This is a genomic window from Niallia sp. MER 6 (assembly GCF_023714395.1).
Taxonomy (GTDB): domain Bacteria; phylum Bacillota; class Bacilli; order Bacillales; family Cytobacillaceae; genus Niallia.
Window position 1 is genome coordinate 47666 of sequence record NZ_JAMAUK010000028.1, and the last position, 12458, is coordinate 60123.

The 12458-nt window shown below is 30.7% G+C and carries 13 protein-coding genes; 12 read left to right on the forward strand and 1 reads right to left on the reverse strand.

The annotated features are described in order from the left end of the window. Nucleotides 1-137 precede the first annotated feature (137 nt). From M3600_RS22910 to M3600_RS22920, 3 genes are all read left to right on the forward strand, one after another. Nucleotides 138-1403, forward strand: a complete 1266-nt coding sequence (locus M3600_RS22910; RefSeq protein WP_251647726.1) for a murein hydrolase activator EnvC family protein — start codon at nt 138-140, stop codon at nt 1401-1403. 122 nt (nt 1404-1525) lie between these two features. Then, nucleotides 1526-2473 (forward strand): metal ABC transporter solute-binding protein, Zn/Mn family, encoded by a 948-nt coding sequence (locus tag M3600_RS22915; protein ID WP_248562652.1) that lies wholly within the window; start codon nt 1526-1528, stop codon nt 2471-2473. A gap of 88 nt (nt 2474-2561) precedes the next feature. After that, nucleotides 2562-2741 (forward strand): DUF2933 domain-containing protein, encoded by a 180-nt coding sequence (locus M3600_RS22920; protein ID WP_016204430.1) that lies wholly within the window; start codon nt 2562-2564, stop codon nt 2739-2741. 108 nt (nt 2742-2849) lie between these two features. Here the strand turns inward: M3600_RS22920 and M3600_RS22925 are convergent, their stop codons facing one another. Then, nucleotides 2850-3143, reverse strand: a complete 294-nt coding sequence (locus M3600_RS22925) for an AbrB/MazE/SpoVT family DNA-binding domain-containing protein (RefSeq protein WP_182103147.1) — start codon at nt 3141-3143, stop codon at nt 2850-2852. Between the two features lie 171 nt (nt 3144-3314). Here M3600_RS22925 and M3600_RS22930 point away from each other — a divergent pair, with 171 nt between their 5' ends. The 9 genes from M3600_RS22930 to M3600_RS22970 form a co-directional block, all read left to right on the forward strand. Next, the gene (locus M3600_RS22930) at nt 3315-4220 is read left to right on the forward strand and encodes a C39 family peptidase (protein ID WP_182103146.1); all 906 of its coding nucleotides are present in this window, start codon (nt 3315-3317) and stop codon (nt 4218-4220) included. Between the two features lie 172 nt (nt 4221-4392). After that, on the forward strand, nt 4393-4983 hold the full coding sequence (locus M3600_RS22935) for a cell wall hydrolase (protein ID WP_182103145.1): 591 nt from the start codon (nt 4393-4395) through the stop codon (nt 4981-4983). 498 nt (nt 4984-5481) lie between these two features. Continuing rightward, nucleotides 5482-6189, forward strand: a complete 708-nt coding sequence (locus M3600_RS22940; RefSeq protein ID WP_251647727.1) for a TraX family protein — start codon at nt 5482-5484, stop codon at nt 6187-6189. 22 nt (nt 6190-6211) lie between these two features. Next, nucleotides 6212-7381: a M15 family metallopeptidase gene (locus M3600_RS22945; protein ID WP_182103143.1), complete on the forward strand. Its 1170-nt coding sequence runs from the start codon at nt 6212-6214 to the stop codon at nt 7379-7381. 170 nt (nt 7382-7551) lie between these two features. After that, entirely contained in the window at nt 7552-7860 is a 309-nt protein-coding gene (locus M3600_RS22950; RefSeq protein ID WP_251647728.1) for a hypothetical protein, read from the forward strand. Nucleotides 7861-9098: 1238 nt separating this feature from the next. Continuing rightward, nucleotides 9099-9431 (forward strand): hypothetical protein, encoded by a 333-nt coding sequence (locus M3600_RS22955; protein WP_251647730.1) that lies wholly within the window; start codon nt 9099-9101, stop codon nt 9429-9431. Nucleotides 9432-9525: 94 nt separating this feature from the next. Then, a complete protein-coding gene (locus tag M3600_RS22960; protein WP_251647731.1) occupies nt 9526-10488 on the forward strand; it encodes a PIN domain-containing protein in 963 nt (320 codons plus the stop codon). A gap of 1041 nt (nt 10489-11529) precedes the next feature. After that, complete coding sequence (locus tag M3600_RS22965) at nt 11530-11880, forward strand: hypothetical protein (RefSeq protein WP_396953841.1); 351 nt, start codon at nt 11530-11532, stop codon at nt 11878-11880. 214 nt (nt 11881-12094) lie between these two features. After that, nucleotides 12095-12458 (forward strand): IS110 family transposase (locus M3600_RS22970; protein WP_251647733.1); only part of this gene is annotated, 364 nt, incomplete at its 3' end.

The window sequence follows — 12458 nt, forward strand, 5'->3', positions numbered from 1 at the left end:
AGTGGTAAATTACTCCTTGAATTTTATCAGAATATTACAGTGAAATATAATTGTAATATTTTTCATCTCCAAATTCGACAAAAAGTGATGTTATAATTTTGCTTGTTATTAGAGATTGATAAAGAAAGGACATTCGAATGAGTAAATTATTGATTAAGACATCTGTTATAACGTTCGGAATTGCAGCCTCATTAGCATTAACTAATACAACTTCTATTGCATTAGCATCTTCTGAGGAAGATTTACAAAATAAAAAACTCAATATACTAGAAAATCGTAGTAAAGTCCAAGATGGTTTAGAACAAGCAGAGGAAGAGCTTGATAACATAAAAACAGAACAAGATAAAATAAATGATGAGATTAAACGTTTAGATATGTTAATAACAGAAACGAATAGTAAAATACGCGAAAATGATGAAAATATAAAAAATGCAAATATAAAAATTCAAAAATTAAATGAAGAAATAAAAACTCTTAAGGAACGAATAAAACAACGCGAAGAGTTGTTAAAAGAAAGGGCTCGATCTTATCAAGAGATTGGGACTATTAACTATTTGGATGTTTTAATAGGCTCACAGAGTTTTAGTGATTTTTTAGATAGAGCGGGTGCGGTAACAACAATAATTACTGCAGATCAGGATTTAATCCAACAACATATGGATGATAAAAAAGTGTTAGAAGATAAGGAAAATGAAGCAAAAGATCTGTTAGTGAAACTTGAAAATTATGGAGAGTCTCAAAAGAAACTAAAAAGCGAATTAGATATACAAAAGAAAAATAAAGATGATATTATGCAATCTCTAAAGGACAAAGAAGAAGATTTAGAAAATGAAAAACTAAGTTTAGAAGAACAAAATTCATTACTTGATTCTCAAGAGGAAGCTATCGAAAAAGCTATAAAAATAGAATCTGAGAAGAAAACTCAAGTAGCTACTAAAAAAGAAAATGAAGCAAATAGTACTTCTAGTAGTATTAAAGCGAACACAAATGTTTCTAAAAAGACCAAAGGGGTATGGACAACTCCAGCTCAAGGACGATTAACATCCACTCTTGGTGAAAGATGGAACAAGTTTCATGCTGGTATAGATATTGCTAACAGTGCTGATGTGCCAATTGTTGCTGCTGCTAATGGGGTTGTTAGTAGATCTTATTATTCCACAAGTTACGGTAATGTAGTCTTTATCTCTCACTCAATTAATGGTCAGGTCTATACAACTGTTTATGCGCACATGGATAGTAGAGTAGTTAAGACAGGGGAACCTGTTTCCAAAGGGCAACAAGTAGGAATTATGGGGAACACTGGACAATCTTTTGGTCAGCATTTGCATTTTGAACTTCATAAAGGTCAGTGGAATACATCCAAATCGAATGCTATTAACCCACTCGATTATATTTCAATATAAATCATCAATCCAATCATACAATTAAATTATTTTAAACATTAACTTGATTAAAGAAGTGTTAATTAGGTTAATGTTTTTTTTAGAATTACTTACTTTAAAGATTGAATCTTGGAGGAGAAACCATGTTTAAAAGTAAAATTTTTATCTTGTTTGTTGTATCGGTTATTTTTTTGGCTGCTTGTAATAACAACCAAAACACAAATGAAAAAACTGCTGATGAAAGTTTAAAAATAATGACCAGCTTTTACCCTTTATATGATTTTACAACTAAGATAGCAGGGGACCGAGCTAAAGTTATAAATCTTGTGCAACCGGGTATTGAGCCACATGATTATGAACCATCACCAAAAGATTTGGCAAATCTAAATGAAGTTGATTTATTTATATACAATGGTGCTGGGTATGAAAGTTGGGTAACAGATACGATAAAAAGTATTGATACGAAAGATAAAAAGATTATTAATTCTAGTGAATATGTTGATTTATTGACTTTAAGAGAAACTGGTGAGAGTACGGAACCAAATGATAAAGAAGGCCAGGAAGATAAAACATACGATCCCCATTTTTGGCTAGATCCTATACGAGCTAAGCAAATAGCTGAAGTTATTAAGGAAGAGCTAATTAAACTGGACCCAGATGGAAAAGTTGTTTATGAAGAGAACTTTAACAAAATTGCTGTTAACTTTGATGAATTAAATTCAGAATATACTGAAGCATTATCTAATCCTATTCGAAAAGAAGTAATAGTTTCGCACAATGCATTTGGTTATTTGACTAATAGATATGGATTGGAACAAATAGCGATTACAGGAATTTCTCCATCCGATGAGCCATCTCCTAAAAAGCTTAAAGAATTAATAAGTTTTGCTAATGAACGGCAAATAAATTATATATTATTTGAAACTTTAGTAAGTCCAAAAGTAGCAGAAACAGTTAAAGATACTATTGGTGCAAAATCTTTAACATTAAATCCCATTGAAGGTCTAACAAATAAAGAAATAAAAAAAGGAGATGATTACTTTTCGGTAATGCGAGAAAATTTAGCAACATTAAAATTAGCTACTCAATAAAAATGAAAGTTAAAAATATGTTCATAATTTCTCGATAAAAAATCCTTGTTTTAACATTATTCTAATAAAAAGTAAAGGAGTGATAAAAATGGAATGGTTATCTATTTTGCTAGTACTTGTATGTCCAATTATGATGTTATTTATGATGAAAAGTCATGGAGGACATAGTCATAATAGGAATAATAATAAATTAGATAAAAGAGTCATTAAATTAGAAAATGAAAATAGGGAATTGCATAGGAAACTAAATGAACTTTCGCCTAAATGATGATATATGTAATATAAAAAAGAACACCTTAGTTTTGATTTCACTTAAGGTGTTCTTTTTTGTTTTCTCAATGATTAAGAAAAAATTGAAGGATAAAAATTTATTGTATTATAATTCAATCTTTATAAAAATTCCATTTTTATCATCTGTAATACCCATAATAAGTGGTGTATCACTTGTTATTCCCAGTATATTTCTTATTTCCTTGGGTATAGAAATACGATTTCCACTTAAATAACATTGATTTAAATCTTTATTATCATGGTTTGCTTTTATTATGATGGATTTGTCTAGTATATATATAAATAAAAGGTCTCCAGCATTAAAGTTCAACTGTTTCTGTAATTTTTTAGGAACAGCAATTTGTCCATTATTATAAATTCTCCTTTTATACACAGTCATTTCCACACCTTTTTAATTTCTCTTGAATAATATTTTTTTCTATTATAGAAGTCATTATTGAAGAAATTGTGCAGATTTAAGATAACATTCTTTCTCCATACTTTTTTGATGATTTGATTATAAACTTAAATTACTAAGTTATTAATTTATAAATTTATTAGGAGAATAGCGATGAAACTTCAGTTTATTATCTTAATTATGATAAGTTTGTTGATTACAAGTGTTTTAATAATATTACTTGTAAAAAGAACTAATATAGTTATAATTTCTCTTACTACTTTATATTTAATTATACTATTTTCTTTATTTAGTATTGATAATGGCAAACTAAAGAGGATATTACGTAAAGAAGTAATTGTAGATATACCACTACCGGAATTTATGATGAAAAAGGGAGAAGAAGAGCCTAAAGAAGTTGAGGACATCATTAAGGAAGTAAATCAACCATCTAAAAAAGTTGATACAATTAAGAAGGAAATTTTACTAGATGCACCTATAATAAAACAGTTTCCTGAGTTACCTAGGGGCTGTGAAGTGACTAGTTTAGCAATGTTCTTACAATATTATCAAGTTAAAACAGATAAAATGGAACTTGCTAAAAAAATAAAAAAAGATAAGACCCCATTATCAACCAAAAATGGAATGATACATTGGGGAGATCCAAATGATGGATACATTGGAGATATGTATTCTTATAGTAAACCAGGCTATGGAGTTTATCACAAACCTATAATAAAGTTGGCGGAAGAGTATTTACCAAACAAAATAGTTAATCTAACAGGGAAACAGTTTGAGGAACTAAAATTATATCTTTCAAACGACAAGCCTGTGTGGATAATAACCAATACAACCTATAAAAAATTGCCTAACTCTTCCTTTCAAGAATGGGAGACGCCAAATGGAAAAGTTAAAATAACATATAAAGAACATTCTGTGTTAATTACAGGATATGATCAATCTTTTGTATATTTTAATGATCCCATTAGTGGTGAAAAAAACAAAAAAGAACCATTAGGTCCTTTTATAGATGCGTGGAAACAAATGGGGAGTCAAGCTCTTTCCTTAAAGTATGATTGAGGTAAAAGGTTCTTGATTTATTATAAGTGTAATTGTGCAAGTGGAAACATGTGCCACATTTAAAAAACCTTTATACTATCGACTAAAAGTGAATTTGAAAATATTGGAGGTAGTAAATAGATAGTTTCGTTGATAATATGATTCCTGTGGACATTAATATTAAGAGGTTTGTATGAAATCGAGTAAATTTTTATTTTCTGTGTTTCTAGTAATATTATTGTCATCCTTTTTTGGAGTAAATACAGAAGCAGCGTCTCTTTACACAGTAAAATCAGGAGATACTCTGTGGAAAATAAGTCAGCAAAGTGGAGTTCCTATAGAATCTATTCAAATAGCAAATAATTTAAAAGATAATAAATTAAATGTAGGACAACGATTAAGTTTACCAGAACCAATTACTGCAAGCGAAAGAACTTTATTAGCTCAATTGGTTTTTGCCGAAGCACAGGGAGAACCTTATGCTGGAAAAGTTGCAGTAGCGACTGTAGTTTTAAATCGTGTAGATAGTGACCTTTTCCCAAAAACAATAAGAGAAGTAATTTATGAACGTTCAAATGGCTATTATGCTTTTTCTCCAGTTCAAAATGGCAAAATAAATAATAATCCAACCACTATAGATTATAGAGCAGTAGATGAGGCAGTAGCATATAGAGGGAAAGGGAGTGGATCCCTGTATTTTTACAATCCTCAAACAGCAAAAAGTGAGTGGATTCTAACAAAAGAAGTTACCGTAAGAATTGGTAATCACAGGTTTGCAAAGTAATTTTTAAAAAAAGTGTGCTTGAAACACAAAGGGAAACCCTTTGTGTTTTTTTTATTTAATTATAGGTATTTTAGCTATGGATAGATAAGCATGACCAAGTATTATCCACTCAATTCCTTATCTATCTCAAACTATCAAGTTATGACTCGGGTTGCATACCAAAGAATTAGTAAACTACTTAACTACTTCTGGGAGTTCACTTAGAAATTTTAAAGTCCTGATTTTTTTAGTTATTCCACTTCTGTGAGTTCGGTATTCCTGATGATATTTCCTAATTTGGTCTTATCCCTATAAATATTGGAATTAGAAACTAATTTTTTCCTATTTTCCTTTTCTAAACTAGCCAATTGGATTTATCCATGGATTCTGCATTATTTATTGATAAATTTACTTGAAATTAAATACTCACTGGTGAAACACGTAGTTTTTAACATCTAATAGTTATTTTGAATTCAAAATAAGAAAATTAATTTAATAGAGGGAATTGGAGTAGATAGTATGCAGAGTGAAAATTTAAAGTTAGTTAATTCAAACGTTCTTAAGCTCATAGCTATACTTTCTATGGTTGTGGACCATATCGCAGTTGGCTTTGTACCCTCAGGCACTACCTTGGAACTTATTTTACGTACTATTGGCAGACTAGCAGCTCCAATAATATTTTACTTAATAGCCGAAGGGTATTTCTATACTTCAAACGTAAAAAAATATTTAAAACGACTATTTATTTTTGCCGTAATTTCACACTTTCCATTTGTTATGTATTTTGGGATTTCATGGTTTCAAGGAACAAGTGTAATTTGGACTCTATTCTTAGGGCTAGTAGCTCTGACTATTGTACAAAAGCCTAGTATATCAGTGTTTGATAAAGTTATGTTTGTTGCTTTATGCTGTCTCCTTGCCTGGATGGCTGATTGGAATTATATAGGTGTTCTATGGATAATGTTTTTTGGTGTATTTAGGGGAAGGTTTCAGCTACAGATTCTTAATTTTGTATTAATTGGAATTTTTCTATATGCTATTCCTGGCATTTATACGTCAGGGCTCAATTCTGTTTTTCGCCTTGGTTTCTTATTAGTAATTCCGTTATTGGCTTTATATAATGGTAAGCAAGGCAGAAAATCAAAGGTTTTCAAATGGGGATTCTACTTTTTTTATCCACTTCATTTGTTATTATTATATATTTTAAAATATTATATTTCTATTTAATAAAACGAGGAGGAGAGTGATCATGAAAAGATATAGAAAATTAAATAAAATGCCTATATTTCTGTTATCAATGATAATTGTATTATTGACAGCATGTGTTAATAATAGTGAAAATATTACTAATAATGAGGCACCTCCAACCAATGAAAAAGATAATGCTAATGATTCAAACTCTAAAAAGAGCAATTACACTAAAAACATAATAGGTATTACGTATAAAGGAGAGCTTGAACTACCTGTTGATGGTTCCACAGGATATACATCTATTAGTTTAGAATTAAAAGCTTCTCCCATTGTAGATTCTAATACTATTAATTTATTAGAGGCAGGTACTGCTTTTGAGATCTTAAGAGAAGAAGGGGAGTGGTGGTTAATTAGACGAGGAGATATAACGGGATGGTTGCCAAATAAATATTGTTTTATTAATCTTCCAGATGTCATCCCGTCTATTATTTATGATAATACCAATACTTATTCTTCAAAATTTACTTCCTCTGAAAAATCTATTCCTAATATTACGGGAAGAGCCTTGTATTGGGGCAAAACATATAATAAAAGGCTAAAAAAAGACGAGTTTATCATGCCAGTTTTATATTCAATGTCAAAAAAAATATATAAAGCCCAACAAAATGCAATGTCTGAAGGGAAGTCACTAAAATTTCATGAGGGATTTAGGCCATATTCTACCCAAAAAGCTGTAGTCAAAGGATTATCTAAATTAGCCAAAAATGATTCATCAGTTATGAAAGGAATTAATGATCCGCCATGGGGAATATCTTGGTTTATTACGGATGGTGTTTCAAATCATCAAGTGGGATATGGAGCAGATATTAGTTTAGTAAAGGTGATTACAAAAAAAGAAATATTAATAGGTGAATACAAAGTAAATAATATTACGGAATTTACCGAGTATGATATGCCTTCACAAATTCATGAGTTGAGCGGAAAGTCGGCTATATTTACTACTCCAGTCACCTCGAGTAATGCTACAGCATGGAAGCATGCAACATATACAGTTTCAATGAATGATGCAGCTAAGTTGTTACAAAAATATGCTACGGAAGCAGGTCTTACACCCTTAGCTTCGGAATGGTGGCATTTTAATGATTTGGATGCTAGAGACCAAACTGCAGATAATAGAAGTAATGGAGATTTCATTCTAATGGAAGTTTATAGTTCGAGTCCAAGTTAGTAAAAGCTTAAACCTTTTAGGGAGAGTCTGCGTTTCACAAATAATGGAATACAACCTGATTATTTTGCTTTTTGAAATTTTTTAAATCACCAAACATTAGGCAATAACCTATCCTTTCTTGTGAATAATACATAGAATGTTTAGGAAATACATCTAGAGGAGGGGATTAAATGGAAAGACAGAATATTGACAGTGCGATGGTTTACGGAGGTTATCATGGGGGTTATCCAGGTTACGGAATGGGACACGGGGGTTATCATGGGGGCTATCCAGGTTATGGAATGGGACACGGGGGTTATCATGGGGGCTATCCAGGTTATGGAATGGGACACGGAGGTTATCATGGGGGCTATCCAGGTTATGGAATGGGACACGGAGGTTATCATGGGGGCTATCCAGGTTATGGAATGGGACACGGAGGTTATCATGGGGGCTACCCAGGTTATGGAATGGGACACGGGGGTTATCATAGAGGATAACCAGGTTATGGAATGTCACATCAGGGTTATCACCATAGTTAATTAAAATTAAATATTAGCCAATGGGAGATAAGATTTCCGCTCATGTAAGTAGTGGAAATAGATCCCAAAAGCACTTTCTTTAAATAAAGGGTTATATATTTTTTAATGCTTAATTGAGATGAGCATTAAAATCACATAATCATAATTAAATAGTCTTATTGTTTATTCTTTTGGATGTACTACTATCGTGCATCCTTTTTACATACTAACCTCTTAAAGGTGATAATATTATGACAGTATTCCTTTCTAAAAGAAAAAGCTTGCTCTTATAATAATAAGTGCAGTTTTGTTGAATAAAGAGGTTTATTAAGTCACAGTTTGTCAAGAGTGGTTAGGATAAGGGAAGTTAAATATATAACACTTATATAGGATTTTTCACAATAATATATTATTGAAAGAATAACGATTATCAACTACAAAAATACCCATTCTTAAATAGACAACCTTCATATAAGAGTTTAGGGGAATGGAATCGACTCGAGTATATCCCGTGATGTCTCATTACCAAAGCAAGAACATTGTACTAAGAGATGCATGAATATATAGTTTAAGGGTAACTTAAAAAGGCAGTTGTTAATCAGCAGTTTCATTATAATGTTAAGGTTATGTCATAGAAATAGAATCATAGACCAAGTGTGCGCTAAATTCTCATTAACGCTTAATATTCTTGCTTAAAAATACGTCTAATCCCTTGGTATGTAAGAGGTTAGACGTATTTTTATTATATTCAATATCAATCTAAGAAGGATTAACGCTTGTTTTAGGAGTTAACGCTCCTTTACTGCGTAAAACTGCGTTTTATAAGCATTCCGTTTATGATATATGACCTTATCCTAATGTTACTAACAAAGTAAGATTATATAAGTACAATTATACAAAATAGCGACTAAAAATGAGGTAGGTATTAAGATTTATTTGAACCTTAAGCAATCCTTAATAAGTCTCCTTTTTTATGAACTGTCATACGATGTCGTTATTTGACGAAATAATAGGATTGCCCAATTATTTCCTATCTTTGATAATTGAAGGGAGGGAATCTTTATAATTAAAAAGTTAGAGGTTTGATTGTAGGAAAAAGCAAATGAACTCCTTGATTCTAATAGTATGGTATTTGGATATAAATTTTTGGAATTAAGTTTATAATGGGACAGTTAGATTAATTAAAGATTTTGACTCTATTTAGAAGGTGATGGATATTGAAAGCATTTTTAACCGTTGAAAAAGCATCCGAGGAAATTGAAAAGTCAGAACAATATATAGCTGATTTGAAGAAGTTTATTAGCTTAGTTGAGAATTATAATGCTGATACCCCGGAAAAGTTGGTTATTAAGTATTATGCTTTAATAGGAAGAGCGGACAAAGTTGCAATTAAGATAAATGAAGAAGGATATAGAATTGATGGCAGAAAATATATATCAAATGATGTAACTGCAATAATTCAAAGTGAAATTACAATAGATGAACTACATGAAATGGTGAAATTAATACAAAAGAAAAATAAAGCTATAGTTAATAAAAAATGGAATTAATGGGGCATTATAGATGTTTATAAAACAATGAGGATACTGGCAAGAGTTATGAATAGATATAAAGGAAAGTGAAGTAAAAAAAAGGGGAAAGCAAATGTTAAAAGCAGAGTTTGGTAAAGATACAGGAATTAATATTCGAACCTTGAAGCCTATTGGAGTGATATTAGATACAAATATATTAATTGACTTAATGAAGCCAGCTGTATACAAACATGCTGATTACTCGAATTTCTTATCTTTAGTTAAGCTAGGATTTATCAAAATATTATTGCCAAAACAAGTGAAAGAAGAATGGGAGAAGCATAGAGAAGAAAAATATCTATCCTATCTTGATGAAATAAATAAAAAAATAAAAAAATATCATGAATTTGCATCTTATTTAAAAGGTGACGAAAGGGATACATTTCTCGCACAAACAGAGAAAATAAGGAAGTTTGAAAAAAGAAACTACAAGTATAACTATGGTCTTAGAATGAGGAATATTGATAGAATTATTAAAGAAGACTATCGAACAATTACATTTGATAGAAACAATTTGGTAGATAGTAAGATAATTGATTTATCACTAAATAAGTTCGATCCATTTTTTACTACAACCAAAAAGAAAAAAGGTGAAGGAGTAAAAAATGAAATGGCTGATGCAATCATATTTTTCTCTTCTTATTATTATCTAAAAGAGTATAGAGGGGAATTTTCAAGAGTATTTTTCGTCTCTTCGAACTCGAGTGATTTTGCTGAAACAGATAACACAACTATGATTCATCCTGATCTTAAAGAATATTTAGATGAAGTTGATGTAGAATATATGAACTATTTAGGAAGAGTGAATAACATAGTAGATCCAGATAAAACGGCTATGATAATTGATGAAGCTGGAATTGAAGATTTTTTAAGTGATGCATACTTTATTGTATGTAATAACTGCAAAGAAGATATCCACATAAATGCAGATTCAAGTATACTAAGGTCAAAAGAAAAATTAATACCTACTTATCATTTAATATGCCAAGAATGTGGATATGAACATGACACTTACGATAGTCCGCATGATGAATAGAGTCTATATAGGAAATTTTTAAAAAGTTATATAACCACCTTATTTTTATCCTAACTATAACTATATTTATATACATTTGCTACCGTAATGGTAGCTTTTTCTTATGGTGTTAATAGGGCAGTTTAGTTTAACAAGGAAAATCACACAAAATATAGAAATAAACTTATATGAGCTAACCTAAATAAGATAATTGTTAATATGGAGGTATCTATGCCAACTTTAAAAATAGGAAATGTTTGTGTAAATAGGAATTCAAACGGAGATACGGTAATTATAAACGAATTTAGTGCAATAAAAGAAAGTATTAATTATATTAATGAGTTTAATGTAACGAACGTAGATATAGAGGACTTTGATTGTTATGATTTAAATTTCCTGAGTGATTGCCCAGATATTGAAAAGCTGTCGGTACATAATCATTTTGTGAAAGATCTAGGTGGTATTTATGAGTTGAAAAAATTAAGAGTGTTGGCAATTAGTGAAGCCACTACAAAAGTAGAATTCAGAATACACGAGATAAAAAACTTAGAAGAGTTATATGGTACATTACCGAAAAACACCATAGGAATTAAGGAGTTAAATAAATTAAAAAAGGTTGCATTGTGGGGTTATAAACCTAAATCAAAGAGTCTTAATGAATTTGAAAACTTGATAAGTTTAAATGAACTTAGCTTGACACAATCAAACCTCCACACACTTGATGGTATTGAAGAATTAGTAAATTTAAAGAGCCTGGGATTGTACTACCTAAGAACATTAGCTGATATAACAGCATTGAAAAATTTAATTGCTCCAGTTTACGAATTGTCTTTTGAGAATTGTAAAAAAATAGAGGATTTTTCTCCTATTCAAAATTTAAAGAAACTTGAAGATCTTAAAATAATATCCTGTGGTGATATACAATCCCTTAGCTTTGTTCCAAAATTAACAAAACTTAAAAGTCTAGTGTTCCCGGAAACAAATATCTTAGATGAAAATTTAACAGTTTGTAATGGAATTGAGTATGTTCATTATACGAAACAGAAACTTAAAACAAAGCAGATTTCAGGTGGAAAAGTTAGTCTTCATGACTTAACCAAACCTACATATGAGTGGACTAGCAGATTGGCTGATGGAGATGAGATATTTAATCCAGAAAATATTGAATCCACCAACAAGGTTCTTGAGGCATATATTAACAACCTAATAAAACTGGGAGTTAATCCTAAAAAGAAAGAAATAATGCATTTTGTTAAAGATGTTGTAATCAGCATAAATGAACTAAATGAAAACAATGATTATTTTATTGAGACAATGGAGAGAGAAGAGCTGTGTGAGTATATTATTCAAGCAGCCAATATAGCTGGTTTACAAACCTATGAAGACATTACCGAACCATGGAGAGAGTGGTAAAGAAAACACCTTGGGAATCGCTACTGTGGTTTTTCTTATTAAAGAAAATTGTCAGCATTCCTGTAATAGATATCCCTTTCTTGTGTCACAAACGTGGCAGCATTCCTGTAATAAGTGAAAATGCGATTTGAAAGAAAAAAGACCTCTTGATAAGATAAATGTGTCCTAAGCTGGCCAGCTAAAAGGGACAAAATATCTACTCGGAGGTCTCACTATGAATTATAACCAAAATCATAAAATAGCTCAAATCACACCTAAAACTTTAGTAATAGGTATTGATATTGCCAAACATCATCATGTAGCTAGAGCACAGGATTATCGTGGAATAGAGCTTGGATCTACTTGCTTTTTTGATAATACTCAAGAAGGATTTAGGACATTTATTAATTGGATTACTCAAATAAAAGAGTTATGCGAAATGGAATCTGTCATAACTGGAATGGAGCCTACAGGCCATTATTGGCTTAATTTAGCTCATATTCTAAAGGAGGAACAGATTAAGTTCGTTACGGTCAACCCATTACACGTCAAGCATAGTAAGGAGTTAGACGATAACTCTCCAACAAAAAATGATGTAA